Raw genomic sequence first — 26,269 nt, 5'->3', positions numbered from 1 at the left:
GGCTGCAAAGCAGCCCCAGGGTCATGAATCAGTTACGGTCCAGCCACACCGTCTGGGCATTGGTGAACTCGCGCACCCCAAAGTGCGACAGCTCACGGCCGAAACCGCTCTTCTTCACGCCACCAAACGCCACGCGGGGGTCGGAAGCGCAGTAGCCGTTGATGAACACGCCACCGGTATCCAGTGCAGCGGTCATGCGTTCGGCCAGCGCATAGTCGGCTGTGTAGATGGTCGAGGCCAGGCCGAACTCGCTGTCGTTGGCCAGTTCCACGGCATGGTCGGCATCGCGTGCAGTGATGATCGCCGCGACAGGGCCGAACAGCTCCTGCTTGAACGCGGTCATGTCCGGGGTGACATTGGCAAACACGGTCGGCGCGTAGAAGTTGGCCACGCCTTCGACCTTGTTGCCGCCCAGCAGCAACGTGGCGCCTTCGGCCAACGTCGCCTGAACCTGGTCGTCCAACTCGTCGCGCAGGTCGTAGCGGGCCATCGGGCCAATATAGGTGTCGTCCTCCAGCGGGTTGCCGACTTTCAGCTGGCGAGTGGCTTCAACGAACTTGTGGGTGAACGCGTCGACGATGCTGGCTTCCACGATCAGGCGCTTGGCGGCGGCGCACACCTGGCCGGTATTCTGGTAGCGGCCTATCACCGCAGCCTGGACGGCGGCATCCAGGTCGGCGTCGGCCAGGACGATGAACGGGTCAGAGCCACCCAGCTCCAACACGCACTTCTTCAGCGCGGCACCGGCCTGTGCACCAATCGCCATGCCTGCACGCACGCTGCCGGTCAGGGTCACGGCGGCGATGCGCGGATCGTTGATGGCGCGGGTGACGCCATCCGGGGTCACGTTCAACACTTCGAACACGCCTTCCGGCAGGCCGGCATCCTTGAACAGCTCACCCATCAGGTAGGCGCTGCCCATCACGTTCGGTGCGTGCTTGAGCACGTAGGTGTTACCCGCCAGAATCGCCGGCACGGCACCGCGCAGCACCTGCCAGACCGGGAAGTTCCACGGCATCACCGCCAGGATCGGGCCTAGCGGGCGGTATTCGATACGGGCTTTTTCGACCTGGGTCGGCTCGGCGGCGAGCATGGCCGGGCCGTGCTCGGCGTACCAGCGGCACAGGCCCACACACTTGCTGACTTCACCGCGAGCCTGGGCGATCGGCTTGCCAATTTCGCGGCTGATCATGTGCGCGAAAGCTTCAGCCTTGGCTTCGAGGGTGCCGGCCAGGGCCAGCAGGTACTCGCTGCGCTGACCCAGCGACACCTGGCGCCACTGGCGGTAGCCGACCTTGGCACGTTGCAGCGCCGCTTCCAGTGCGGCGTCGGTGTCGAACGGGTAGGCGCCGATCTGCTCGCCGCTGTATGGGTCGAGGGAGATGGCGTGGGTCAGGCTGCTGATCGCGCTCATGGCGGGACACTCTCGTTGTTGTTAATCAATGAGGCCAGACTAGTGGGCTATGGCTTTAATGAAAACTGAATAATAATGAGCGAAACATTCACGTTTGGAGAATGCCTGTGGACCTGGTGCAACTGGAGATCTTCAAGGCCGTGGCAGAGCAGGGCAGCATCAGCGCCGCCGCGCAGCACATCCATCGGGTGCCGTCGAACCTGACCACGCGCATCAAGCAACTGGAGGAGGACTTGGGGGTAGAGCTGTTCATTCGTGAGAAGAGCCGCCTGCGCCTGTCGCCTGCGGGTTGGAACTTCCTCGAATATACCCGGCGTATCCTCGACCTGGTCCATGAGGCGCGGCTGACCGTGGCGGGTGAAGACCCGCAGGGCACCTTTGCCCTCGGATCGCTGGAAAGCACGGCGGCGGTGCGCATCCCCGCGTTGCTGGCGGCCTATAACCAGCGCTACCCCAAGGTTGACCTTGACCTGTCCACCGGGCCCTCCGGGACCATGCTCGAAGGCGTGCTGTCTGGCCGCCTGGTGGCCGCGTTCGTCGACGGCCCGGTGCTGCACCCGACGCTGGAGGGCATACCGGTGTTCGAGGAAGAGATGATGGTCATTGCGCCGCTCAACCATACACCGGTAACCCGCGCCCAGGACGTGAACGGTGAAAGCATCTACGCCTTCCGCGCCAACTGTTCATACCGCCATCACTTCGAAAACTGGTTCGTAAAAGACCAGGCGGTACCGGGCAAGATCCACGAAATGGAGTCGTACCACGGCATGTTGGCATGCGTCAGCGCTGGCGCCGGCCTGGCCATGCTGCCGCGCAGCATGCTCGACAATATGCCCGGGTGCAGCACCGTCAGCGCCTGGCCAATGTCGGAGGACTTCCGTTACCTGAAAACCTGGCTGGTATGGCGACGGGGTACAGTCTCGCGCAGTTTGAGCATGTTCGTGAAATTGCTTGAAGAAGGTCGTGCAAGCTGATGTTTTCGCTCGATAACCTGATTATCTGAAGTGAATTCATCTACATGACCGGGTATCAGCACGAACACCCCTTCGCTGGGAGGATCAAATAACAGGTAAGCCATCCTCGAAAAGGAGGGTCGTACCATGCGTAACCATCACTATGCGCTCGGCGCTGCCTTGCTGATTACCCTGGCCTTGCCATGGACGCTGGCCGCTGCCGCCGACCTCAATGCCCCCATCGACATGCAGGCCGTGCAGTTGCAACCGCAAGAACAGAATGGCGTGCGCTACCTGCAGGGCGGTATCGGCCAGGACGAGGCCAATGCCCTGCGCAAGACCGCGGGTTATGACCTGCACGTAGAGCTTTCGACCGGTCCGGAAGGCAAGTTCCAGAGCGGGGCTTCGGTCGATATCCAGAATGCCCAGGGCCAGCCCGTACTCAGCGTCAGCGATGCCGGGCCACTGCTGTATGTGCAACTGCCTCCCGGCAAATACAAGGTCATTGGCAATGCCCAAGGTCAGTCGGTGCAGCAGTGGGCGGCCGTGACGGGCAAGGCCCCCACGACCGTTAACCTTAATTGGCGTTGATGAAGAGACGGGGAGGAGTACGGATGTACTCCTCCCTTGGTTAAGATCACGTCTCGCGAATTCCTGTGCCCGGCAGGCACATCTTTACCGAGTGTTTTAGTCAATAGTGGCAATACACTTCCAACTTTCTGATTATCTGGACAATAATCAGAAAAGTATTACTTCGCATGACCGGTCTGGATGCACCGGTCAGCGCATAACGTCGAGGGGCCCAAGCCCCCGCTTGCCGTGTAGACCATCAGGAGAGTCGTAGATGAAAACCCGTCTAGCAGCTTCGCTGGCCGTTGCAGTGCTGGCCTTTGCCGGGGCCGATCTGGTCCAGGCTGCGCAGATATCAGGCGCCGTGGGCGCAACTAGCCAAGGTGACATGACCTACCGTATCGGCATGTCGTTCGACTGGGACAAGAAATGGCTGGAAAGCAGCACCGGCCATGTGAGCGGGTACTGGGATGCGGCCTACACCTATTGGGAAGGTGGCGATGCCAGTGGTGCGCATTCGCTGTCGTTCAGCCCGGTGTTCACGTATGAGTTCAGCGGCTTTACCTACACGCCTTACATCGAGGCAGGTATTGGCCTGGCAGCGTTTTCAAAGACCGACGTAGGGGACCAGCGCCTGGGGTCGTCGGTCAACTTCGAAGACCGCATCGGCTTTGGCCTGAAGTTGCCGGGAGAACAGAAGGTAGGCATCCGTGCCATGCATTACTCCAACGCCGGGATAAAGCAGCCAAACGACGGCATCGAGTCGTACTCGCTGTTCTACAGCACAGCTTTCTGAAATTACGGGGCCGCTGCGCGGCCCCGGCAATTCAGAAGGTATAGGAAACACCGGCCTGCACCGTGCGCGGTGCGCCGGGGTATACGTAGCTGTTGAACGCCCCTTCGTCATACCCCTTGTTGAACACGTTTTTCACGTCCAGATTCAACCGCACATGCTCGTTGACCTTGTAGAAGCTCAACAGGTCGACCACGCTGTAGCGTTCCATCGTGTAAGTGGCTGCCGATGTCTGCCCCGCACGGTCGTCGACATACTTCACGCCTACGCCCAGGCCAAGGCCTTTGGCCAGGCCATCCTGGAACTCGTAGGTGTTCAGCAGGCTGAAGGTGTTGCGCGGGATATTGGCCAGGCGCGTTCCCTTGGGCAGGGTAGTGTCCTTGGTGACTTCGGCGTCCACGTAGGCATAGCCACCGATCACGCGCCATTCGGGGGTGAGGTTGCCGGCGATGTTGATGTCCAGGCCACGGCTGCGCACCTCGCCGGCCGCGATCTTGTAAGTACCAGTAAGGTCGCTCGGGTCGTTGGCCAGTACGTTTTCCTTGACGATGTGGTAGATCGCCGCGTCGACACTCAACTGGCGGTCGAGTGACTCCCATTTCACACCCAGCTCGTAGGACTTGCCTTTCTCTGGGTCGAAACCGCCGCCACTGGCCGGCGTGCCCGTATTGGGCTTGAACGAACGTGCGGTATTGGCGTAGACCGCCAGGGTATCGGTCAGGTCGTAGATCAAGCCAAGGCGGGGTGTAACGCCGTTTTCGCCCTTGCTGAAATCGCCGGCATTGTTCAGCTTGTTGTCATAGTCATGCTCGAAACGCTCGAAGCGCACACCCGCCAGCGCCTTCAATCGCTCGGTCAGCGCTACCTGGTCCTGAATGAAGAACGCCCACGTCTGCAGGTTTTCCTTGTCCCAGGTGGTGGTGCGGTCCAGTGCCGGGCGCGGCTGGCCCAGTACCGGGTTGTAGATGTCGATCGGGTAGGCTGCCGAGGAACGCTGGATGATCGAGTTGTAGTCGTAGTTCTCGTATTCGACACCGGTCAGCAAAGTGTGGCTGAGCGTACCGGTATCGAAATGCCCGGTCAGGTTCAATTGCCAGTCACGGTCGGTCCATTCCAGCTTGCGGTAGTTGAAGTTCCGCTGCAGGGTGCGGCCGTCTGGCAGTAAATTGCTCCCCTCGACTGCATTACCCTTGAGCGAACCATCAAGGAACTGGAACCCGCCTGCCAAAGTCCAGTCGTCATTGAGCAGGTGCTCGAAACGCAGCTGCGCCATGTTGTTGTCGTTATGCAGCAGGTTGTCGCTGCCTTTTTCCCAGATATAGGTATCGCGCGAGGCGCTGCCGGTCTGGGTGGGGTAGCGGGTCAGGCCGCGATCGAGGGGGTGGTTGTTGCGCATGAAATCGCCTTCGAAGGTGATCTTCGTGGCGTCATTGACCTGCCAGCTGATGACCGGGGCGACATCGTAGCGTTCGCTTTCGACATCGTCGCGGAAGCTGTCGCCACCTTCACCCAGTATGTTCAGGCGGTAGGCCAGCGAGCCGTCCTGGCTCAGCGGCCCGGTGGCATCGAGGGTGGCACGGTGCATGCCCTGGTCGTCGAACTGGCTGCCAAGGGTAACCTTGGACTCGGGCAACGGCTGCTTGCTGACCACGTTGAACGTACCGCCAGGGTCGCCACGGCCGTACAGGCTGCTGGCCGGGCCACGGATGACCTCCAGGCGCTCGACGGTGTTGGCATCCGGGGCATTGGGGTAGCCGCGGTTGATCGGAAAGCCGTTGCGGTAGAACTCACCGGTCGTGAAGCCACGCACGGTGAAGGTTGTCAGGCCCTGGCCGCCGAAGTTGTTGGCGCGGCCGACACCACCGGCGTAGTCCAGGCCGTCCTGCAGGCGCGTGGCGCCCGTGTCTACCAACACATCCTTGGGCACCACGCTGACCGATTGCGGGGTTTCGTGCAGCGCCGTGTCGGTGCGGGTGGCACTGGCCGAGCGGCTGGCCTTGTAACCTTCGACCGGGCCGTCCGCACGCTCACTGTCGGCAGTACTGGTGATGCTCAGGGCCTGGAGTTCGATCTGGGCAGGGTCGCTGAGCGGTTCAGGCTCGGCAAAGGCCAGCGGGGAGACAGCATGAAGCACACAAAGCGAAACGAACGTGCGGCGCATCGACGGTACGATCCTTGATTAGGGCGCTGAGGGGCTAGGTCGGTAAATGCCGCGAACATACTACGAATCATTATCAAATGCATTCATTTTTAGTGGCACTGGTGTACCAGAAACCAACGCAGATAACGCGTCAGTGACAACAGTGCCTGCAGGAACTGCGGAGGGGCCGACAGGTTATAAGCTGCTCCGTGGCTGGAAGTGCCTCTTCACATGTACAAGGTTATTCCTGCCCGGCCCCAAGGCAGGCTGCTGAAGCTCAGCGAACAGCCTTGATCGCCAACACATTGCACAGCGGGTGTTCCAGCACATGCGCTGTTGTCCCGCCCAGGAATGTCTGCATGGCGTCATGGCGATGACTGCCCATGACTATTACGTCCACTCGGTTGTGGCCGACGAACTGGGCAATGGCCCTGATCGCGGCCCCTTCGAGGAAGTGCCGGCGCTCCAGCGGAATTTGGTGGTGGTCGCCCAGGCGGTTGAACGCCGCCCGCTGCGCGGTTCGCACGCTGCCATCGAAGCCGGGCATGGTGACCGTACCGGCGCCGAAGTCGGCGATGTGGGTCTTGGCCGCGTCGCACACATGCAGCAGGTGCAGCTCGGCGTTGCACTGCAGGGCCAGGTCATGGGCGCAGTGGATGACCTGCTCGTCCAGGTGTTCGCCAGCGCCGTGGCTGTTCAGGTCCACTGCGGCGGCGATCTGCCGTGGCAGGGGCAGGCGAATGTCACTGACCAGGTGTACGGCGACCGGGCTGTCCTTGAGCAACTGCCAGTCCAGCGGCGTTACCAGCAGGCGTTTGAGTACGGGTTCGTGCTGTACGTCCTTGACCAGCAGGTCGCAGCCCAGCCGTTCGACCCGTTCCAGTACGCTGCCCAGCGGGTCGCGGGTCAACAACAGCTCGGTGGACACGTCCACGCCGGCATCGCTCAGTTGTTCCGCCTCATCCGCCAGCCATTGGCGGTTGTCGCTGAGCAGCCGCTCACGCTCACGACCATCGCTCATCAAGCCAAAGGTGTCGACGTCGTCGACGAACACATTGATATCCAGCAGGGCACCACTGGATTCCGCCAACGCCGCCGCGCGTTGCAGCGCAGGCGTATGACGCATTTGCGGGCCCAGCATGACGAACAGACGTTTGAACTGGCTCATCGCACACCTCCACGTGTGGCAGCCCCCCGGTAACCTGATCATGTTCAGTCTAGACTGCCGCAGCGTACACCGGGGCGATGTGTCGGGTATGATGCGTGCCCCATCATTGTCACGAGGCCCGTCCCATGTCCCTGAGTGCTGAACAGATCGTTGAGTATCGCGCCTTTGCCGAGCAAATGGCCGATGCTGCCGCTGCAGCGATCGCGCCGTACTTCCGCGCCAGCCTGGAAGTCGAGGACAAGGGCGGGCGTCTGTACGACCCGGTGACCGTGGCCGACAAGGCCGCCGAAGACGCCATGCGTGAGCTGATCCAGGCGCGTTATCCCGAACATGGCATTCTCGGTGAAGAGGCCGGTGTTGCAGTGGGCAGCAGTCCGCTGACCTGGGTGCTCGACCCGATCGACGGCACCCGGGCGTTCATTACCGGCTTGCCACTGTGGGGCACCTTGATTGCCCTGAATGACGGCACCCGCCCCGTGCTGGGCGTGATGAACCAGCCGTTCACCGGCGAACGTTTCGTGGGTACCCCGGCAGGCGCCTGGCGCAGTGGCACGCCCCTGAAGACGCGTGCCTGCGCCAGCCTGTCTGCCGCCACACTGATGTGCACCACGCCGGACATGTTCGACACCGCCGAGCGCAAGGCGGCATTCGAAGCGGTCGCCAGCAAGGCGCGGTTGATGCGTTATGGCGGTGATTGCTATGCCTACTGCATGCTGGCCTCGGGCTTTGTCGACGTGATTGTTGAAGCGAGCCTTCAGCCGTATGACGTACAGGCGCTGATGCCGATCATCGAAGGGGCGGGTGGCGTGATCACGGCCTGGGATGGCAGCTCGGCGCAGAATGGCGGGTGTGTGGTGGCCTGCGGTGACCCGGCGCTGCATGCGCAGGTGGTGGAGATGTTGCGCCACGCCATGTGATCCGGGTTCGTCGCTCCTAGCCTCTCGCGGGCGAGTCCCTTCTTGTGGGAGCGGGTTCACCCGCGAAGAGGCCGCCACAGGTTTTTTCCGTTCTCTCCAGCCACCGCACTTTTTCCCATTTTCGGGCTCTATGCTTGGCCAGGCCGCGCTGACTCCCGGCGCAGCCGCCGAATATCGACCCGGTGCCGATGGTTGCAAGCTACTCGAATTTCCTCCCCCGCCTGCTACTGACAGGTGCCCTGGCATGCCTGTGCGCCTGTACTCAGCAGCAAGGCCGTGACATCGTCGGCCAGTTCAGCGACGGCAAACCCAGCGAGCTGTTTCAAACCAGCGTCGACCGCCTGGCCACGCTGTCGATGCGCGACAACTTGCAAAGCCTGTACCTGCTGATGAACAAGCTGTACCTGCGCAACCCCAACCAGTGGAAGGTGTCTGGCTACCTTGATGCCGCCACCGCCGAGCGACAGATCCGCATTGCCATCGAACAACGCCGGCCGCTGCCACAACTGGGCAACCGCCGTGACCTGGCGGCATTGAGCTACGCCCTGAGCCCGGAGTTTCGCGGGGACCGGGTCGGCGCCTTCATCTACGCCATTGGCAGCATGCTGATCACCGCGCATGGCGGGCGTACCGAGTTCTACATGACCGATACCATCGACCCCCTGTTCATCAACAACGCTGCGCGCAATATCGAGAAGGCGACATGGATGCTCAGTCAGCGGCAAGATGCCAACGGGGTGCTGTTGCTGTTCTCGAACGAGATCTCGGAGGAGGGCAGCAACCTGAGTTTTGCCGTTGAGTTCGGCAAGATCGTCGCGCGGCTGGACTTGCTGGCCGAGTTGCTGGATGAGCGTTATCGGCGCATAGGCTTGAACTACGCGCAGAGCCTGTTGCTGATGAACTTCCTGCCGGTGCAGTGAATGACGGTCGTTGCAGGAGCGCTTGGTCCGCCGCCATGTGCAGGCCACGCGAGTACCGCAAGATACTGTTCGATTAACGAACAAGCATGACGCCGGACCTGTCCGCTATCCGCCCAGCCAATCCCATCGTTGCATTGCCCAACCCCCGCCTTTTTGCTGTAGTGTCCCCGTTTGCCGGCTGTCGCCTGCCCCTGCGACGCGCAGCCAGCCCGATAGAATGACCGTGATGACCGCAACCACAGCCGACAAGACGGTAGGGCGCGGCGACCAGAACAATAACGATACCGAGTGCCTTGCCTATGGAAAGCCGCCTGCTGAGCGAGCGCAGTAGCGTGTTTCACCACGCCGACCCTTACGCTGTGTCCGATTATGTGAACCAGCATGTTGGCCAGCATTGCATCGGTCTGTCCCGCACCACCCACCCCCAGGCCAGCCTCAGCCATCGCAAGTTCGCCGAGCTCGACCTGTGCCGTATCAGCTATGGCGGCAGTGTTCGCGTGACGTCGCCCGCGCTGGAAACCATCTACCACCTGCAAGTCTTGCTCAATGGCAACTGCCTGTGGCGCGGGCACAAGCGCGAGCAGCACCTGGTACCGGGCGAGCTGCTGCTGATCAACCCAGACGACCCGGTTGACCTGACTTACTCGGAAGACTGCGAGAAGTTCATCCTCAAGGTGCCAACCCGGCTGCTGGATTCGATCTGCGATGAACAGCGCTGGCAGCGGCCTGATGGGGGCGTGCGGTTCTTGCGCAATCATTACCGGCTGGATGAGCTGGATGGCTTCGTGAACCTGCTGGCCATGGTTTGCCATGAGGCGGAAGTGGGCGATTCACTGCCCAGGGTGCAGGGCCATTACAGCCAGATTGTCGCCAGCAAGCTGCTGACCCTGATGAGCACCAATATTCGCCGTGAGAGCCTCAGCTCACCGGGTGCAAGCCTGGAGCGGATCATCGACTACATCGACCGCAACCTTAAGTTCGAACTGACAGCGGAGGCGCTGGCGGAGCAGGCGTGCATGAGCCTGCGCTCATTGTATGCGCTGTTCGACCGGCACCTGCAGACCACACCCAAGCAGTACGTGCGACAACGCAAGCTGGAACAGGTGCGTGCCTGCCTGGGCGATGCCAGTTGCTCGGTACGTAGCGTGACCGAACTGGCCATGGATTATGGTTTTCTGCACCTCGGGCGCTTCTCCGAGGTGTATCGACAGCAGTTTGGCGAATTGCCGTCCGAAACCTTGCGCAACCGGCGTTAAACGGTACCGGTCTCTCGCGGGTACGCCCGCGAAGAGACGCTTGAACCTGTTACCTCAACCTGCACAAAACGGATAGCACCCCGCACAAACCGGATATTGCGACCCAATCCCAGCCTCTAACCTGACCAGGTCTAAACAATAACAAGGGAGACCCTGGCCATGTCCCTGGGATTCGACTACCTCAATGCCTTGCTCGAGGACGACCGTGAAAAGGGCATCTACCGCTGCAAGCGCGAGATGTTCACCGACCCACGGCTGTTCGACCTGGAGATGAAACACATCTTCGAGGGCAACTGGATCTACCTGGCCCACGAAAGCCAGATCCCCGAGAAGAATGACTTCCTCACCCTGACCATGGGGCGCCAGCCGATTTTCATCGCGCGCAACAAGGACGGTGAGCTCAATGCCTTCCTCAACGCCTGCAGCCACCGCGGTGCCATGCTGTGCCGGCACAAGCGCGGCAACCGTTCCAGCTATACCTGCCCGTTCCACGGCTGGACGTTCAACAACAGCGGCAAACTGCTGAAGGTGAAAGACCCCAGCAACGCCGGCTACCCCGACAGCTTCAACTGCGACGGCTCCCACGACCTGACCAAGGTGGCACGCTTCGAGTCGTACCGGGGTTTTTTGTTCGGCAGCCTGAACGCCGATGTGAAGCCGCTGGTCGAGCACCTTGGCGAGTCGGCGAAGATCATCGACATGATCGTCGATCAGTCGCCTGAAGGCCTGGAAGTGCTGCGCGGTGCCAGCTCGTACATTTACGAAGGCAACTGGAAGCTCACCGCCGAAAACGGCGCTGACGGCTACCACGTAAGCTCCGTGCACTGGAACTACGCTGCCACCCAGAACCAGCGCAAGCAGCGCGAGGCGGGTGACGAGATCAAGACCATGAGTGCTGGCGCCTGGGCCAAGCAGGGCGGCGGTTTCTATTCCTTCGACCACGGCCACCTGCTGCTGTGGACCCGTTGGGCCAACCCGGAAGACCGCCCGGCCTATGAACGCCGCGACCAATTGGCTGCCGACTTCGGCCAGGCGCGCGCCGACTGGATGATCGAAAATTCGCGCAACCTGTGCCTGTACCCCAACGTGTACCTGATGGATCAGTTCAGCTCGCAGATCCGCGTTGCCCGTCCGATTTCGGTGAACAAGACCGAAATCACCATCTACTGCATCGCGCCGAAAGGCGAGAGCGCCGATGCCCGTGCAAAGCGTATTCGCCAGTACGAAGACTTCTTCAACGTCAGCGGCATGGCCACCCCGGACGACCTGGAAGAATTCCGCTCGTGCCAGACCGGCTACGGCGGCGGTACCGGCTGGAACGACATGTCTCGCGGCGCCAAACACTGGGTCGAAGGTGCCGATGAGGCGGCCAAGGAGATTGAACTCGAACCCCTGCTGTCGGGCGTGCGCACCGAGGACGAAGGCCTGTTCGTGCTGCAGCACAAGTACTGGCAGGACACCATGATCCAGGCCCTCAAGGACGAACAGCAGCTGATCCCCGTGGAGGCCGTGCAATGAGCCTGTATGAAACCGTGCGCGACTTCCTGTACCGCGAAGCGCGCTATCTGGACGATGCCCAGTGGGACCAGTGGCTGGAACTGTACGCCAGCGATGCCAGCTTCTGGATGCCGAGCTGGGACGATGACGACACCCTCACCGAAGACCCGCAAAGCGAAATCTCACTGATCTGGTACGGCAACCGTGGCGGCCTGGAAGACCGCGTGTTCCGCATCAAGACCGAGCGCTCCAGTGCGACCGTGCCCGACACCCGCACCTCGCACAACATCAGCAACATCGAGATCGTCGAGCAGGGCGAGGGTAGCTGCCAGGTGCGCTTCAACTGGCACACCCTCAGCTTCCGCTACAAGACCACCGACAGTTACTTCGGCACCAGCTTCTACACCCTCGACCTGCGCGGCGAGCAGCCGCTGATCAAGGCCAAGAAGGTGGTGCTGAAGAACGACTACGTCCGCCAGGTCATCGACATCTACCACATCTGATACAGGGTTTTGCGAGCATTGCCCGGTGCGTCTTGTGACGCGCCGTGGCCCGGCTCGCCCGCGAGGTGCAACATGAGCTACCAGATCGCACTGAATTTCGAAGACGGGGTTACCCGCTTCATTGAAGCCACCGGTCAAGAAACCGTGGCCGACGCCGCTTACCGCCAAGGCATAAACATTCCGCTGGACTGCCGTGACGGCGCTTGCGGGACCTGTAAGTGCAAGGCTGAGTCCGGTCGTTATGACCTTGGCGACAACTTCATCGAAGACGCCTTGAGCGAAGACGAAATCGCCGAAGGCTACGTGCTGACGTGCCAGATGCGCGCTGAAAGCGACTGCGTCATCCGCATCCCGGCTTCGTCGCAGTTGTGCAAGACCGAGCAGGCCAGTTTCGAGGCCGCCATCAGCGATGTCCGCCAGCTGTCGGTCAGCACCATTGCCCTGTCGATCAAGGGCGAGGCCCTGAGCCGTCTGGCCTTCCTGCCGGGGCAGTACGTCAACCTCAAGGTGCCGGGCAGCGAGCAGAGCCGGGCCTATTCGTTCAGCTCGCTGCAGAAGGACGGCGAAGTCAGCTTCCTGATCCGCAACGTACCGGGTGGGCTGATGAGCAGCTTCCTGACCAACCTTGCCAAGGCTGGCGACAGCCTGACCCTGGCCGGGCCGTTGGGCAGCTTTTACCTGCGGCCGATCCAGCGCCCGCTGTTGCTGCTGGCCGGTGGTACCGGGCTGGCGCCGTTCACTGCGATGCTGGAGAAGATCGCCGAGCAGGGCAGTGAGCATCCGCTGCACCTGATCTACGGCGTGACCAACGACTTCGACCTGGTCGAACTCGACCGTCTGCAAGCGCTGGCGGCACGTATCCCCAACTTCACCTACAGCGCCTGCGTCGCCAACCCGGACAGCCAGTACCCGCAGAAGGGCTATGTCACCCAGCACATCGAGCCACGCCACCTCAATGACGGCGATGTGGACGTATACCTGTGCGGGCCGCCACCCATGGTGGAAGCGGTCAGCCAGTACGTGCGCGAGCAGGGCATTACCCCGGCCAACTTCTACTACGAGAAGTTTGCGGCTGCGGCCTGACAGCCCCCTCTGATTCAAAGCAATACGCCGACCCTGTGGGAGCGGGCGAGCCCGCGAAGCAGGTTGCGCGGTGGATGGCACGGGCTTCGCCCGTGTTCGCGGGCAAGCCCGCTTCCACAGTGATCGCGCAGCCTTTCAGGCTTTGAGCAAGACAGTTGCAGCCGCAGGGTCTCTCGCGAACTGGAGATTTGCATATGAACAACAGATTCCAAGGCAAGGTCGCCCTGGTCACCGGTGCTGCACAAGGCATCGGCCGTGGCGTGTGCTGGCGGCTGAAGGCCGAAGGTGCGCAAGTGGTGGCCGTAGACCGTTCCGAACTGGTCCACGAGCTGGCGGGTGAAGGCATGCTTACCCTCACCGCCGACCTGGAGCAACACACCGACTGCGCCCGGGTCATGGCCAGCGCGGTGGAAGCCTTTGGGCGCCTCGACATTCTGGTCAACAACGTAGGTGGGACCATTTGGGCCAAGCCCTTCGAGCACTACGATGTCGAGCAGATCGAGGCCGAAGTGCGCCGTTCGCTGTTCCCGACACTGTGGTGCTGCCATGCCGCGCTGCCCTACATGCTTGAACGTGGCAGCGGCGTCATCGTCAACGTTTCTTCCATCGCCACCCGTGGCGTCAACCGTGTGCCCTATGGCGCGGCCAAAGGCGGCGTCAATGCGCTCACCGCCTGCCTGGCCTTCGAAACGGCTGGCCGTGGGATCCGTGTAAACGCCACCGCGCCCGGCGGCACCGAAGCGCCACCCCGGCGGGTACCGCGCAACAGTGCAGCGCAAACCGAGCAGGAAAAGCACTGGTACCAGCAGATCGTCGACCAGACCCTCGACAGCAGTCTGATGCACCGCTACGGCAGTATCGACGAGCAGGTGGGGGCCATTCTGTTCCTCGCGTCCGACGAAGCCTCGTACATCACCGGCGTGACCCTGCCGGTAGGGGGCGGCGATCTCGGCTGAACTGCAACCTCAAGGCAAAAGCTTTCTTTCACAACAAAAACAAGAGCGACAGATGCCATGCGAACCCTTGACGTACACCCGATCATCGACAATGCGCGCTTTACCTCGTTTCACTGGATGGTCATGGCCTGGTGCGGCCTGCTACTGATTTTCGACGGCTATGACCTGTTCATCTACGGTGTGGTACTGCCGGTCATCATGAAAGAGTGGGGGCTGACCCCGTTGCAGGCCGGTGCACTGGGCAGCTATGCGCTGTTCGGCATGATGTTCGGCGCCCTGGCCTTTGGCAGCCTGGCCGACCGTATCGGGCGCAAGAAGGGCATTGCCATCTGTTTCGCCTTGTTTTCGGGGGCGACTATCCTCAACGGCTTTGCCAGCAGCCCGAGCGAGTTTGGCATCTACCGCTTCATCGCCGGCCTGGGCTGTGGCGGCCTGATGCCCAACGCCGTGGCACTGATGAACGAATACGCGCCCAAGCGCCTGCGCAGCACGCTGGTGGCGATCATGTTCAGTGGCTATTCGCTAGGCGGCATGCTTTCGGCAGGTGTCGGCATTTTCATGCTGCCGCGTTTTGGCTGGGAGTCGATGTTCTTTGCCGCCGCTGTGCCACTGCTGCTGTTACCGGTGATTCTTTACTACCTGCCTGAATCCATCGGCTTCCTGGTGCGCCAAGGCCGTATCGAGGAAGCACGCACGCTACTCAAGCGGCTGGACCCGGACTGCGATGTCCAGGCCGATGATGTGCTTCAGGCGGCCGACCGCAAAGGCAGCAGCGCTTCGGTGCTGGAACTGTTCCGCAATGGCCTGGCGATTCGCACCCTGGCGCTGTGGGTTGCGTTCTTCTGCTGCCTGCTGATGGTCTACGCCCTGAGCTCCTGGCTGCCCAAGCTGATGGCCAACGCCGGCTACAGCCTGGGCTCAAGCCTGTCATTCCTGCTGGCACTGAACTTTGGCGGCATGGCCGGGGCAATCCTCGGCGGCTGGCTGGGCGACCGCTACAACCTGGTCAAGGTGAAGGTGGCGTTCTTCATTGCCGCCGCACTGTCGATCAGCCTGCTGGGGGTGAACAGCCCGATGCCGGTGCTGTACCTGCTGATCTTCATTGCCGGCGCCACCACCATTGGTACGCAGATCCTGCTGTATGCAGGCGCTGCGCAGATGTACGGCCTGTCGGTGCGCTCTACCGGTCTGGGCTGGGCCTCGGGCATCGGCCGTAATGGCGCCATCGTCGGCCCGCTGCTGGGCGGTGCGTTGATGGGCATCAACTTGCCACTGCAACTCAATTTCATTGCCTTTGCCATCCCTGGCGCCATCGCCGCGCTGGCCATGGCCGTGCACCTGGCCAGTGGTCGGCGCCACGCCCAGGCCCTGGCGGCGCAGGCCTGAACCGAACAGAACAAGACGAGGTAACCCCCATGACCGTGAACATTTCCCATACTGCCGAGATACAGCAGTTCTTCGAGGAGGCCGCAGGCTTTGGTAATGCGGCCGGCAACCCACGCCTCAAACGCATCGTGCAGCGCCTGCTGCAGGACACCGCGCGGCTGATCGAAGACCTGGACATCAGCGAAGACGAGTTCTGGCACGCCGTCGACTACCTCAACCGCCTGGGCGGTCGCGGCGAGGCCGGGCTGCTGGTGGCGGGGCTGGGCCTCGAACACTTCCTTGACCTGCTGCAGGATGCCAAGGACCACGAGGCAGGGCGGGTTGGCGGTACTCCACGCACCATCGAAGGCCCGTTGTACGTGGCTGGCGCACCGATTGCCCAAGGTGAAGTGCGCATGGACGACGGCAGCGAGGAGGGCGTCGCCACGGTGATGTTCCTGGAAGGCCAGGTGCTGGACCCGCACGGACACCCGCTACCGGGTGCCACGGTCGACCTGTGGCATGCCAACACCCGTGGTACCTATTCGTTCTTCGACCAAAGCCAGTCGGCGTACAACCTGCGTCGGCGCATCGTTACCGATGCTCAGGGGCGCTACCGCGCGCGCTCCATCGTGCCATCGGGCTATGGCTGCGACCCGCAGGGGCCAACCCAGGAATGCCTGGACCTGCTGGGCCGTCATGGCCAGCGCCCGGCGCATGTGCACTTCTTTATATCGGCGCCAGGGTACCGGCACCTGACCACGCAGATAAACCTGTCGGGGGACAAGTACCTGTGGGATGACTTTGCCTATGCCACACGGGACGGGCTGGTCGGGGAGGTGGTGTTCGTCGAAGGGCCGGAGGGTCGGCATGCCGAGCTGAAGTTCGACTTCCAGTTGCAGCAGGCCCAGGGCGGTGCCGATGAGCAGCGCAGCGGGCGGCCGCGGGCTTTGCAGGAGGCCTGATCCACCGAGTGGGCTGTTTCGCGGGCTTGCCCGCTCCCACAACGACTACACAGGCTTCACCTGTGGGAGCGGGCATGCCCGCGAAGCAGCCAACACCCAAACAAGAGCCCGCCACAAAGGCCGGCCGCTGCCTTGCGAGACGCTTCATGAAAACGCTGATCAAAGACTGCTCTGTATCGGCCATTGTCGCCGGCTGCATTGCCACCACGATCTCCTACGCCGGCCCGTTGGTGATCATTTTCCACGCCGCCGAAGCGGCCGGCCTGTCGCACCAGCAGTTGTCGTCCTGGGTTTGGGCCGTGTCCATGGGCAGTGCCGTACTCGGTGCGCTGCTCAGCCTGCGCTACCGCGTGCCGGTAGTGATCGCCTGGTCGATCCCGGGGTCGGCGCTGTTGGTCACCGCCTTGCCGCAACTGGGCCTGGCGCAGGCCGTGGGCGCCTACCTGGTGGCCAACCTGGTCCTGCTGCTGATCGGCATCAGCGGGGCCTTCGACCGCATCATCGCGCGCCTGCCGGGTTCTATCGCTGCCGGTATGCAGGCCGGGATCCTGTTCAGTTTTGGCATCGAGGTGTTCCGCGCCTTGCCGGTGCAACCGCTGCTGGTACTGGCGATGTTCGTCACCTACGTGCTGATGCGTCGGGTGCAGCCGCGCTATGCCGTGGCTGCGGTGCTGGGCGTGGGCATGCTGGTGACCGTGGCCAGCGGTACGTTGCGCAGCGAAGTACTGGTGCTGGAACTGGCCTCACCCCAGTGGATCACCCCCCAGTTCAGCCTGTCGGCGGTATTCAGTCTGGCGCTGCCGATGGTGCTGGTGGCGCTGACCGGGCAATTCATGCCGGGTATGGCGGTACTGCGCAACGCTGGCTACGTCACGCCGGCCAGCCCGCTGATCAGCGCCAGTGCCCTGGCTGGGGCGCTACTGGCGCCGTTCGGTTGCCACGGGCTGAACCTGGCGGCGGTTACCGCCAGCCTGTGCACCGGCCAGGAAGCCCATGAAAACCCCCAACGGCGTTATGTGGCAGCGGTGGCTGGCAGTGTGTTGTATCTGCTGCTGGGCATTGCCGGGGCCACCTTGATGTCGCTGTTCGCCGCCTTTCCCGCCGTACTGATCGCGGCCTTGGCCGGTTTGGCCCTGTATGGCGCCATCAGCGAAGCCTTGGTCCGCAGTCTGGCAGAACCGGCCGAGCGCGACGCCGGGCTGTTCACCTTCCTGGTCACCGCTTCGGGGGTGGCTTTCCTGGGCCTGTCGGCAGCGTTCTGGGGGCTGCTGTTCGGCCTGCTGGCGCACGCGCTGCTGAGGCTGCGCCAACCACGTGCCCGGGAGGTGCTGCGCCGTACCCCATGAACTGCCGTGTTTCCAACGCTTTACCCATAAAAACAAGATCAAGAGAGCTTCGGAATGAACCACACCCCTTGCGTTGCCCTGGGCCTGACATTGCTCAGCCAGCCACTGCTGGCTGCCGAAGGCGGCTTCTTCGAGGATTCGAAGGCCACCCTGAGTGCCCGTAACTACTACTTCAGCCGCGATTTCTCCGACATTGTCGGGGCCAACAAACAGTCCAAGGCCGAGGAGTGGGCCCAGGGTTTCATCCTCGACTTCAAAAGTGGCTACACCCCGGGCCCGGTCGGCTTTGGCGTGGACGCCCTGGGGTTGCTGGGGATCAAGCTGGACAGCAGTCCAGACCGCGCCAATACCGGCCTGTTGCCGGTGCATGGCGACGGCCGTGCTGCCGATGAGTACAGCCGCCTGGCGCCGACCTTCAAGGCCCGGATATCAAAAACCGAACTGCGTGCAGGTGAACTGCAACCGAACCTGCCGGTGCTGACCTTCAGTGATATTCGCCTGTTGCCACCCACCTATCAGGGCGTGAGTTTGAGTTCGTCTGAAATCGACGGGCTGACCGTGCAGGCCGGGCACTTGAAAAGCACCCACCTGCGCAACGAAGGCGGCGACGGCAAGATGAACGCGATGCTTGGCCATGTGCCGATGCGGCAGGCCGAAAGCGACGCGTTCAACTATGTGGGTGGGGACTATGCGTTCAATGCCAACCAGAGCAGCCTCAGCCTTTGGTACGGTCAGCTGGAGGACATCTACCAACAAGGCTTCGTTGGCCTGAAGCACAGCAAACCCGTCGGGGACTGGGTACTCAGCGCCAACCTGGGTTATTTCACCGCGCGTGAGCAAGGCGATGCGCTGCTGGGCAACATCGACAACCAGGCGTTCTTCTCGCTGTTCACTGCCCGGCACGGCGGGCACAGCTTCCATGCCGGCTACCAGGGCATTTATGGCGATAGCCCGTTCCCACGGGTATTCGCCAACATCTCGCCGCTGGGCAACGAAGTGCCGACCTATGAGTTTGCCTACACCGACGAACGCTCGTACCAGGTGCGTTACGACTACAACTTCGCCGCCATGGGCGTGCCGGGCCTGACAGCGACCGTGCGCTACATAACCGGTAACAATGTCGATACCGGGCTGGGTTACGAGGGGCGTGATCGCGAGCGTGATCTGGATATCGGCTATGCGGTGCAGAGCGGGGCACTGAAAGGGTTGGGGATTCGGGTGAGGAATGCCATGGCGCGCTCCAACTACCGCAGTGATATCGACGAGAACCGCCTGACGCTGGTGTACACCTGGCAGCTGTTCTGAGCCATTCAGGAGAATTGCGCATCAGGGGTGTATGGGGGTAGCGTGCGGAAACGACTCTTTCAGGAATCCCCACCTTGGACTCCATCACCCAAGCCGTACTTGGCGCGGCGCTGCAAGGGACCGTGCTCGGGCGCATCCAGGGCCGACGCTCGCTGCTGTACGGTGCAGCACTGGGCACGCTGCCGGACCTGGATGTGATCATTCGCTATGCCGACCCGGTGTCGCAGATGACTTATCATCGCGGCTTCTCCCACTCGTTGTTCGTGCTCACCGGCCTGGCCTTGCTGTTGGCCTGGCTGGTCAACAAGCGCTGGCCCGGAAAGGGGTATACCTTGCCCAGGCTTTTTTTGGCGTTCTGGCTGGTATTGGTAACCCATCCGGTGCTCGACGCCTTCACGGTTTACGGCACGCAGTTGTTCTGGCCTTTGCACACCACCCCTGAAAGCTGGGCGGCGGTGTTCATTATCGACCCGGTCTACACCGTGCCGCTGCTGGCTGCGGTGGTCTTCACCCTCATGAAGGGCGTGACCCGCAGGGCTACCCGCCTGCTGACCATGGCCCTGGTGTTCAGTACCTGCTACCTGGGTTTCGGCCTGGCGGGGCGCATGGCTGCCGAGCAGCGTTTCCAGTCGGCACTGGACCAGCAAGGTATCGTCGTGAGCGAGGTGCGTGCCGTGCCGATGGCATTCAACAGCCTGGTCTGGCGGGTGTTGGCCAAGACCCCGGATGGTGATTATTACGAAGGCATCAGCAGCGTGCTCGACCAGCACCCCCCCGAAATGCAACGCTTGTCGCGCAATCTGGAACTGGCGCAAGCACTGAACAATGACCCTTTGCACCAGCGCTTGCGCTGGTTCACCGATGACTGGCTGCGTTATGACCAGATTGGCGACGCACTGGTGGTCACCGACCTGCGCATGGGTATCCCGGGGAATTACACCTTCCGTTTCAACATGGCTCAGCGCGATCATCAAGGGCAGTGGATGGTCGGTGTACCTTCGCCGTGGCGAGGCAGCGGGCCTGGCTCGCTGTTCAACGCTCAAGAGCTGATGCTTATCTGGCGACGCATTGTCGACCAGCAGCCGCCACTGCCGCTGGCTAACTGGACCGATCGCTACCTCGGGCAGACGGAAGCTGCAAGGCAGCCCCACTAGATCAGGAACCTTGCATTGCCTGAAATCGCACCCATCTATGGCGGTTCGATCAGCGTCAGGAAAACACCATGGAACCCAACCGCTTCGGCGACATCGCCGCTTTCGTCAGCGCCGCGAAGGCCGGCAGCTTCACAGCTGCGGCTGCCAGCCTGGGCCTGACGCGTTCAGCGGTGGGCAAGAGCATCGCCCGCCTGGAAGCCCGCATGGCGGTGCGCCTGCTCAACCGCACTACGCGCAAGCTGAGCCTGACCGATGAAGGCCTGGTGGCGTTCGAGCGCTGGCGGCAGATTCTGGATGACCTGGACGAGGTCGAAAGCACCATGGCCCTGCGCCGCGGCAAGCCCACTGGCACCCTGCGCCTGACCGCACCGCTGTCGCTCGGGCAGCGCCATGTATTGCCTATCCTCGACCAGTACCTCAAGCAATGGCCCGAACTGCGGGCGGATATCCGCTTCACCGACCGTTTCGTTGATCTGGTCGAAGAGGGCGTGGACGTGGCCGTGCGCATCGGTGCACCTAAGGAAGACTCGCAATTGCTGACGCGCACCGTCGCCTGGCAGCAGTTCGTGACCTGTGCATCGCCTGCGTATCTGGAGAAGCGCGGTGTGCCGCAGATGCCCGGCGACCTCTATGGCCATGACAAGATTGCCTTCCTGGCGGGCGAGAAGGCCATGCCCTGGCGCTTTCACACAGAAGCGGGGCTGCACCTGTGCGAAGATCCCGGGCGGCTGAACATCGACAGTTCCGAGGCCATGCTTGACGGCGCCCGGGCCGGTTTCGGTCTGATTCACCTGCCTACCTATATCACCGGTGACGACCTGCGCGCTGGCAATCTGGTGGAGGTACTGCACGCCTACCGCCCCCCGGCAGACCCCATTCGCATCGTCTACCCAAGCAAGCGCCACCTGTCCCCTCGGGTACGCGGCTTCATCGACTTGTTGGTGGCCAGCTGGGAGCCGGGCGTGCCTTGGGAATACTGATTGGGGAATGCCAGGCCCCTATGCCGGGCCTGAAACTGGGTTTATCGCTGGCGGCGCAGCATGGAAACTGGCAGCCATTGATAATCCCTCTGGAGACCCCATGACTGCACTGTCCGTACTGGATCTGGTCATGATCGGCGAAGGCAAGACCTTCGCCGATGCGATCGAAGAATCCCGCCAGCTGGCGCGGCATGTCGAGCAACAGCACTACAGCCGCTACTGGATCGCCGAGCACCATGACATGCCGGGCATTGGCTCGGCTGCCACTTCGCTGGTGATCAACGAAATCGCCAATGCCACCCGACACATTCGTGTTGGGGCTGGCGGCATCATGCTGCCCAACCATGCGCCGTTGGTGGTGGCCGAACAGTTTGGCACCCTCGATACATTGCACCCGGGCCGTATCGACCTGGGCCTGGGCCGTGCGCCAGGCACGTCCGGGCCGACCGTGCGTGCATTGCGCGGCGCCGCGCCAGAGCGAGATTTCAGCCAGGACATTGCCGAGCTGCGTGATTACCTGGCGGACAACGGCAAACGCCGGGTGCGCGGCGTACCGGGTGCGCACGATGTGCCGGTGTGGATCCTCGGTTCCAGCCTGTTCGGTGCTGACCTGGCGGCGAAGCTGGGCCTGCCTTATGCCTTCGCCTCGCACTTTGCCCCGCGTTACCTGCTGCAGGCCATTGCCCATTACCGCGCCAACTTCCAGCCTTCCGCGCAACTGGCCAAACCGTATGTGATGGTTGGCATGAACCTGTTCGCCGCTGTCAGCGATGCTGAGGCGGACTACCTGGCCAGCTCCCACCGCAAGTGGATGCTGGACCTGCATGTCGGGCGCTTTGGCTTGCTGCCCAAGCCGCAAGAGGGTTACATCGAACGCTTGCCGGACCACGAGCGCGCCGTGCTCGAGCAGGTGATGGCCTGCACCGTAGCCGGAGGGCCTGAACGGGTGAGGGAAGGGCTGCGCTCGCTGATTGAGCAGACCGGGGCGGACGAGCTGATGATCGACTGCCGCATCCATGACCCGCTGGCGCGGCAGCGGTCACATGCCTATGCAGCGCAGGCGTTGGCTGAACTGGGCTGACACGAAAAAAAACGGGCGCCCGCAAGAGCGCCCGTTTTTGCATCAAGCCTGCTTCAGGAACGGATAATCCGTATACCCTTCAGGCCCATTGGCATAATCGAACTTCGCCCGGTGCTCATTCAACGGCGCTTGCAGCCGCAGACGCTCCACCAGGTCGGGGTTGGCAATGTAGGCGCGCCCGAACGCCACGGCATCGATCAAACCCCGCCCGATGAGGTCTTCGCCTTTCTCGGCGGTATAGGCACCGGCCGCAATGATCACCCCGGGGTAGGCGGCGCGAATGGCCTGGCGGAACTCGTCACGCAGTGGCTTGCCGCCGGCCCAGTCCGGCTCGGACAGGTGCAGGTAGGCGAGGTTGCGCTTGGCCAGTTCGCGGATCAGGTACAGGCCGGCGGCCTCCTGGTCTTCGCCATTGTCCACACCATTGAAACCACCCAACGGGAACACACGAATACCGACCCGGTCGGCGCTCCAGTTGGCAATGGCCGCGTCCACCGCCTCCAGCACAATGCGCGCACGGTTTTCAACGCTGCCGCCGTAGCGGTCTTCGCGCTGGTTGGCACTGGGGGTGAGGAACTGGTGCAGCAGGTAACCGTGGGCGGCGTGCAACTCGATGAAGTCGAAGCCGGCTTCACAGGCGTTGATCGCGGCCTGGCCAAAGTCGGCGACGATGCCAGCGATCTCCGCTTCGCTGAGTGCCCGGGGTGCGGAGGTTTCCACGCGCGTCAGGTTGCCTTGCGCATCACGCAGGGTGGTGCGTGCGTCCGCCGGCAGCGCCGAAGGGGCCACGGGGGCCTCGCCGCCAGGTTGCAGCGAGGTATGCGACACCCGCCCGGTGTGCCACACCTGCACGGCGCTGTGGCCGCCATCGGCATGGATGCCTTGGTTGATGTGCTTCCAGGCAGCGATCTGTTCGGCGCTGTGAATGCCGGGCGAGCCAGAATAGCCCTTGGCCTGGAAGGAGATTTGCGTGGCTTCAGTGATAATCAGGCCAGCACTGGCGCGCTGACGGTAGTACTCGGCCATCAGCGCGGTGGGTACATCACCCGGCTCCAGGCTGCGCAGGCGGGTGAGGGGGGCCATGAATACACGGTTGGGCAGGGTGAGGGGGCCGATTTGCAGCGGTTGCAAGAGTTTCATTGCAGCTCCAGAGGTGGAAAACCAATGGTGCGCACGATACCGAGGTGATTGGGGAAAGGGGGGACCGGGAGCCCGGCTCAGGGCTCCCCAATGCGTCAGCTGCGCGCCAGCCGCCCACTCACATAATGCGCCACGTCATTGAAGCCCGGCGTGGACGCATGCCCTGGCGTCACCAACGAATCGATGAACGCCTCATCCTCCGCGGTAATCTTCACCGCCAATGCGCCGCCATAGGTATCCCACTGTTCCTCGGTCCGCGGCCCGACAATCGCCGAACTGACCCATTGGTTATTCAACACCCAGGCAATGGCGAATTCGACAATACCCACCCCCTTGGCCTCTGCGTACGTCTGAATCTGCCGGGCAATGGTCAGCGACTCCTGGCGCCACTCCACTTCCATGATGCGTTTGTCCTGCCGCCCTGCGCGGCTGCCGGCGTCCGGCACCGCGCCCGGCGCATACTTGCCGCTGAGCACGCCCCGGGCCAGCGGGCTGAAGGGTACGACGCCCAGACCATGGGCGGCGGCGGCCGTGAGCTGTTCGGGCTCGGCCTGGCGGTTGACGATGTTGTACAGCGGCTGGCTGACTACCGGCCTGGGCACACCAAGGCGCTCGGCAACATGGCAGACCTCGGCAATGCGCCAACCACGGAAATTGGACACCCCCCAGTAGCGGATCTTGCCCTGGCGCAACAAGTCGCCAATGGCCTGCACGGTCTCCTCCAGCGGTACCTTGTGGTCTTCGCGGTGCAGGTAATAGATGTCCAGATAGTCCATGCCCATGCGGGTCAGTGTGGCATCCACGGCATTGAAGATGTGCTTGCGCGACAACCCGCTGCGGTTGGGCAGGCCGTCGGCCGGGCCGAAGCCGACCTTGCTGGCGATGACCCAGTCATGGCGATGGCGCGCCACGGCTTCACCGACGATTTCTTCCGAGCGCCCGGCGTTGTAAACGTCGGCGGTGTCGATGAAGTTGATGCCTTGGTCCCAGGCCTTGTCGATGATGCGCAGGGCATCCTCGGTACGGGTCTGCTCGCCGAACATCATGCTGCCCAGGGTAAGGGCGGAAACCTGCAGGCCACTGTGGCCGAGGGGGCGGTAGATCATGCGCGTGGGTCCTTATGCAGTCAGCTGACCTGCCTGTTTTACACACAACCTGGATGCATTGAAAGGCACCCCTTAGCCAATGAGCGCCAAAGCTTCCTGCAGGCTCAATGGGCGCTTCAGGCGTTGCGACAGCGTCGCCATGGCATCGGAGTAACCCTTGGCGATAACGGCCTCGACGCGTTCATCCACACACTGCAGGGCAACAAAATCGCCGTTTTCCGGCTCACCGACGAATTCGATCCGGTTCCAGTCCCTGGCATGGCCTAGCACTTCATAGGTACGGCCATGCTGGTAGGTCCAGAAAAACGGTACATCGGCATAACGGCGTTGTTCGCCAAGCATGTTGGCGGCGGCGATAACCCCGTGTTGCTGAGCCAGGCGCCAGTGCTCGATGCGCACCGGGCGCCCCGTGAGCGGGAAGGTGGCAATGTCACCTGCGGCCCACAAACCGTCAGCTGCGCGCATTTCGGCGTCGACCCTCACCGATTTGTCTTCGCCAAGCGGCACCCCTTGAAGGAAAGCGGTGGCGGGTTTTACCCCGGTGCCGAACAGCACCAAGGGGGTCTGCAGCCGTTCACCATTGGCCAGTTGCACCACTTCGACCTTGTCCAGGCCTTCGATCCGCTCGACCTCGGTGGGGCCGTGGAAGGTGATGCCTTTTCGTTCATGCAGCGCGCGAATGCAGCGCCCAATACGCTCGCCCAACTGTCGAGCCAGAGGGACTTCGTGGCGCGAGACCACGTGCACCTGCACGCCATACTTGCGCAATGCCGAGGCTGCCTCCAGGCCGATGAAGCCGTCACCGACGATGACCACCGGTTGGCCAGGCTCGGCTGCGTCGAGCAACTGTGCAGCATCTTCCAGTGAGCGGAGGGTGAACACCCCGGGCAGGTCGGCACCGGGAATGTCTGGGCGCAGTGCTTGACCGCCGGTTGCCAGCAGGCAGGCGTCGTAATCGATCTGCTGACCATCGGCGAGGGTGACCTGGCGCTTCTGGCTGTTCAAGGTGCGCACCTTGCCGTGCTTGCGCTGCAGTTGGCCCTTGCGCAGGGCGTCGGCTTCGAGCAGCGCGGGGACCTCATCGGGCGGCATCTGCCCGGCAATCACGAATTTGCTCAGTGCTGTGCGATCGTAGGCCGGCTGGCGCTCCTGATCGATCCATACCAGCCTGCCCGCGAAGCCATGAGCCAGCAGGGTGGCGACGGCGGCGCTGCCGGCGGCACCGGCGCCGACCACCACGAAACAGCGGGCATCGCTGTGCCTGGGCGGTTCGCTTGCCGGCAGGGGCTGGTCATCGACCCAGACTTCATCGCCCTTGATCCACGCCTTGTAGCGGCGCAGGTCGGCGAGTGCAGGCGGCTCACAAACCACGCCATCGTCAACGGCGAACGCAGCTTTGTGCCAAGGGCAGACCAGCAAACCCCCGCAAACCACGCCTTCATCAAGGGGGGCGCCTGCGTGGGGGCAGTTGCCCTGGTAGGCGTGTACCTGATCGCCCTGGCGGATGAGGATGAGTTCTTCGTTGCCGGCCTGGACGCGCAGGGGGCGGTGCTCGTCGAGCTGGGCCAAGCGGGCCACGGCGTACTGGGTCATGGGGCTTCTCCAAAGGGGCCTTTGGAACCATTTGACGCCTGGGGCGGGAAGGGGATGCGTTGAG

Annotated in this window: 23 protein-coding genes; 17 read left to right on the top strand and 6 right to left on the bottom strand. The window is 62.6% G+C overall.

Annotated features, from left to right (window positions below):
• Nucleotides 1–28 precede the first annotated feature (28 nt).
• Nucleotides 29–1,414: an aldehyde dehydrogenase family protein gene (locus tag GST84_13350; protein XGB13304.1), complete on the bottom strand. Its 1,386-nt coding sequence runs from the start codon at nucleotides 1,412–1,414 to the stop codon at nucleotides 29–31.
• A 107-nt stretch (nucleotides 1,415–1,521) separates the two neighbouring features.
• On the opposite strand from GST84_13350, the gene GST84_13345 reads away from it, so the two are divergent.
• From GST84_13345 to GST84_13335, 3 genes are all read left to right on the top strand, one after another.
• The gene (locus GST84_13345) at nucleotides 1,522–2,388 is read left to right on the top strand and encodes a LysR family transcriptional regulator (protein XGB13303.1); all 867 of its coding nucleotides are present in this window, start codon (nucleotides 1,522–1,524) and stop codon (nucleotides 2,386–2,388) included.
• A gap of 126 nt (nucleotides 2,389–2,514) precedes the next feature.
• A complete protein-coding gene (locus GST84_13340; GenBank protein XGB13302.1) occupies nucleotides 2,515–2,958 on the top strand; it encodes a carboxypeptidase regulatory-like domain-containing protein in 444 nt (147 codons plus the stop codon).
• Nucleotides 2,959–3,211: 253 nt separating this feature from the next.
• Nucleotides 3,212–3,733, top strand: coding sequence for an acyloxyacyl hydrolase (locus GST84_13335; GenBank protein ID XGB13301.1), 522 nt, complete (start codon nucleotides 3,212–3,214; stop codon nucleotides 3,731–3,733).
• A 31-nt stretch (nucleotides 3,734–3,764) separates the two neighbouring features.
• Here the strand turns inward: GST84_13335 and GST84_13330 are convergent, their stop codons facing one another.
• Nucleotides 3,765–5,891 carry a TonB-dependent siderophore receptor gene (locus GST84_13330; protein ID XGB13300.1) on the bottom strand — a complete coding sequence of 709 codons (2,127 nt, stop codon included), beginning with the start codon at nucleotides 5,889–5,891 and terminating at the stop codon, nucleotides 3,765–3,767.
• 256 nt (nucleotides 5,892–6,147) lie between these two features.
• Nucleotides 6,148–7,038, bottom strand: coding sequence for a universal stress protein (locus GST84_13325; GenBank protein ID XGB13299.1), 891 nt, complete (start codon nucleotides 7,036–7,038; stop codon nucleotides 6,148–6,150).
• A 125-nt stretch (nucleotides 7,039–7,163) separates the two neighbouring features.
• Here GST84_13325 and hisN point away from each other — a divergent pair, with 125 nt between their 5' ends.
• The 14 genes from hisN (at nucleotide 7,164) to GST84_13255 (ending at nucleotide 22,366) form a co-directional block, all read left to right on the top strand.
• Nucleotides 7,164–7,955 (top strand): histidinol-phosphatase, encoded by a 792-nt coding sequence (gene hisN / locus GST84_13320; GenBank protein XGB13298.1) that lies wholly within the window; start codon nucleotides 7,164–7,166, stop codon nucleotides 7,953–7,955.
• 188 nt (nucleotides 7,956–8,143) lie between these two features.
• Complete coding sequence (locus GST84_13315; protein ID XGB13297.1) at nucleotides 8,144–8,875, top strand: hypothetical protein; 732 nt, start codon at nucleotides 8,144–8,146, stop codon at nucleotides 8,873–8,875.
• Between the two features lie 299 nt (nucleotides 8,876–9,174).
• On the top strand, nucleotides 9,175–10,131 hold the full coding sequence (locus GST84_13310; protein ID XGB13296.1) for a helix-turn-helix domain-containing protein: 957 nt from the start codon (nucleotides 9,175–9,177) through the stop codon (nucleotides 10,129–10,131).
• A 159-nt stretch (nucleotides 10,132–10,290) separates the two neighbouring features.
• Entirely contained in the window at nucleotides 10,291–11,649 is a 1,359-nt protein-coding gene (gene benA / locus GST84_13305) for a benzoate 1,2-dioxygenase large subunit (protein XGB13295.1), read from the top strand.
• Entirely contained in the window at nucleotides 11,646–12,131 is a 486-nt protein-coding gene (gene benB / locus GST84_13300) for a benzoate 1,2-dioxygenase small subunit (protein XGB13294.1), read from the top strand. The genes benA and benB overlap by 4 nt, the downstream gene beginning before the upstream one ends.
• A gap of 72 nt (nucleotides 12,132–12,203) precedes the next feature.
• A complete protein-coding gene (locus GST84_13295; protein ID XGB13293.1) occupies nucleotides 12,204–13,214 on the top strand; it encodes a 2Fe-2S iron-sulfur cluster binding domain-containing protein in 1,011 nt (336 codons plus the stop codon).
• A 194-nt stretch (nucleotides 13,215–13,408) separates the two neighbouring features.
• Nucleotides 13,409–14,170, top strand: a complete 762-nt coding sequence (locus GST84_13290; GenBank protein ID XGB13292.1) for a 1,6-dihydroxycyclohexa-2,4-diene-1-carboxylate dehydrogenase — start codon at nucleotides 13,409–13,411, stop codon at nucleotides 14,168–14,170.
• A gap of 57 nt (nucleotides 14,171–14,227) precedes the next feature.
• Entirely contained in the window at nucleotides 14,228–15,556 is a 1,329-nt protein-coding gene (locus GST84_13285) for an MFS transporter (protein ID XGB13291.1), read from the top strand.
• Nucleotides 15,557–15,585: 29 nt separating this feature from the next.
• A complete protein-coding gene (catA, locus tag GST84_13280) occupies nucleotides 15,586–16,500 on the top strand; it encodes a catechol 1,2-dioxygenase (protein XGB13290.1) in 915 nt (304 codons plus the stop codon).
• A gap of 146 nt (nucleotides 16,501–16,646) precedes the next feature.
• A complete protein-coding gene (gene benE, locus GST84_13275; protein ID XGB13289.1) occupies nucleotides 16,647–17,846 on the top strand; it encodes a benzoate/H(+) symporter BenE family transporter in 1,200 nt (399 codons plus the stop codon).
• 54 nt (nucleotides 17,847–17,900) lie between these two features.
• On the top strand, nucleotides 17,901–19,151 hold the full coding sequence (locus GST84_13270; GenBank protein XGB13288.1) for an outer membrane porin, OprD family: 1,251 nt from the start codon (nucleotides 17,901–17,903) through the stop codon (nucleotides 19,149–19,151).
• A 74-nt stretch (nucleotides 19,152–19,225) separates the two neighbouring features.
• Nucleotides 19,226–20,305 carry a metal-dependent hydrolase gene (locus GST84_13265; protein XGB13287.1) on the top strand — a complete coding sequence of 360 codons (1,080 nt, stop codon included), beginning with the start codon at nucleotides 19,226–19,228 and terminating at the stop codon, nucleotides 20,303–20,305.
• Nucleotides 20,306–20,373: 68 nt separating this feature from the next.
• Nucleotides 20,374–21,285: a LysR family transcriptional regulator gene (locus tag GST84_13260; protein ID XGB13286.1), complete on the top strand. Its 912-nt coding sequence runs from the start codon at nucleotides 20,374–20,376 to the stop codon at nucleotides 21,283–21,285.
• 100 nt (nucleotides 21,286–21,385) lie between these two features.
• On the top strand, nucleotides 21,386–22,366 hold the full coding sequence (locus GST84_13255; GenBank protein ID XGB13285.1) for an MsnO8 family LLM class oxidoreductase: 981 nt from the start codon (nucleotides 21,386–21,388) through the stop codon (nucleotides 22,364–22,366).
• Nucleotides 22,367–22,408: 42 nt separating this feature from the next.
• On the opposite strand, the gene nemA is transcribed toward GST84_13255, so the two are convergent.
• The 3 genes from nemA to GST84_13240 form a co-directional block, all read right to left on the bottom strand.
• Nucleotides 22,409–23,506: an N-ethylmaleimide reductase gene (nemA, locus tag GST84_13250; protein ID XGB13284.1), complete on the bottom strand. Its 1,098-nt coding sequence runs from the start codon at nucleotides 23,504–23,506 to the stop codon at nucleotides 22,409–22,411.
• A gap of 95 nt (nucleotides 23,507–23,601) precedes the next feature.
• Nucleotides 23,602–24,612 (bottom strand): aldo/keto reductase, encoded by a 1,011-nt coding sequence (locus tag GST84_13245; GenBank protein ID XGB13283.1) that lies wholly within the window; start codon nucleotides 24,610–24,612, stop codon nucleotides 23,602–23,604.
• Nucleotides 24,613–24,684: 72 nt separating this feature from the next.
• Complete coding sequence (locus GST84_13240; GenBank protein ID XGB13282.1) at nucleotides 24,685–26,205, bottom strand: FAD-dependent oxidoreductase; 1,521 nt, start codon at nucleotides 26,203–26,205, stop codon at nucleotides 24,685–24,687.
• Nucleotides 26,206–26,269 lie beyond the last annotated feature (64 nt).

The organism is Pseudomonas putida, from assembly GCA_041879295.1.
In the GTDB taxonomy this organism is placed as follows: Bacteria; Pseudomonadota; Gammaproteobacteria; order Pseudomonadales; family Pseudomonadaceae; genus Aquipseudomonas; species Aquipseudomonas putida_Y.
This window is presented reverse-complemented; position numbering and strand designations above follow the sequence as displayed.

Coding starts and splice junctions, on each gene's coding strand:
- GST84_13240 (XGB13282.1), bottom strand. CDS start 26,205: ATGACCCAGTACGCCGTGGCCCGCTTGGCCCAGCTCGACGAGCACCGC.
- GST84_13295 (XGB13293.1), top strand. CDS start 12,204: ATGAGCTACCAGATCGCACTGAATTTCGAAGACGGGGTTACCCGCTTC.
- GST84_13290 (XGB13292.1), top strand. CDS start 13,409: ATGAACAACAGATTCCAAGGCAAGGTCGCCCTGGTCACCGGTGCTGCA.
- GST84_13335 (XGB13301.1), top strand. CDS start 3,212: ATGAAAACCCGTCTAGCAGCTTCGCTGGCCGTTGCAGTGCTGGCCTTT.
- GST84_13350 (XGB13304.1), bottom strand. CDS start 1,414: ATGAGCGCGATCAGCAGCCTGACCCACGCCATCTCCCTCGACCCATAC.
- GST84_13340 (XGB13302.1), top strand. CDS start 2,515: ATGCGTAACCATCACTATGCGCTCGGCGCTGCCTTGCTGATTACCCTG.
- GST84_13270 (XGB13288.1), top strand. CDS start 17,901: ATGAACCACACCCCTTGCGTTGCCCTGGGCCTGACATTGCTCAGCCAG.
- benB (XGB13294.1), top strand. CDS start 11,646: ATGAGCCTGTATGAAACCGTGCGCGACTTCCTGTACCGCGAAGCGCGC.
- GST84_13245 (XGB13283.1), bottom strand. CDS start 24,612: ATGATCTACCGCCCCCTCGGCCACAGTGGCCTGCAGGTTTCCGCCCTT.
- catA (XGB13290.1), top strand. CDS start 15,586: ATGACCGTGAACATTTCCCATACTGCCGAGATACAGCAGTTCTTCGAG.
- nemA (XGB13284.1), bottom strand. CDS start 23,506: ATGAAACTCTTGCAACCGCTGCAAATCGGCCCCCTCACCCTGCCCAAC.
- benE (XGB13289.1), top strand. CDS start 16,647: ATGAAAACGCTGATCAAAGACTGCTCTGTATCGGCCATTGTCGCCGGC.
- GST84_13315 (XGB13297.1), top strand. CDS start 8,144: ATGGTTGCAAGCTACTCGAATTTCCTCCCCCGCCTGCTACTGACAGGT.
- GST84_13260 (XGB13286.1), top strand. CDS start 20,374: ATGGAACCCAACCGCTTCGGCGACATCGCCGCTTTCGTCAGCGCCGCG.
- GST84_13285 (XGB13291.1), top strand. CDS start 14,228: ATGCGAACCCTTGACGTACACCCGATCATCGACAATGCGCGCTTTACC.
- hisN (XGB13298.1), top strand. CDS start 7,164: ATGTCCCTGAGTGCTGAACAGATCGTTGAGTATCGCGCCTTTGCCGAG.
- GST84_13325 (XGB13299.1), bottom strand. CDS start 7,038: ATGAGCCAGTTCAAACGTCTGTTCGTCATGCTGGGCCCGCAAATGCGT.
- GST84_13310 (XGB13296.1), top strand. CDS start 9,175: ATGGAAAGCCGCCTGCTGAGCGAGCGCAGTAGCGTGTTTCACCACGCC.
- GST84_13330 (XGB13300.1), bottom strand. CDS start 5,891: ATGCGCCGCACGTTCGTTTCGCTTTGTGTGCTTCATGCTGTCTCCCCG.
- GST84_13255 (XGB13285.1), top strand. CDS start 21,386: ATGACTGCACTGTCCGTACTGGATCTGGTCATGATCGGCGAAGGCAAG.
- benA (XGB13295.1), top strand. CDS start 10,291: ATGTCCCTGGGATTCGACTACCTCAATGCCTTGCTCGAGGACGACCGT.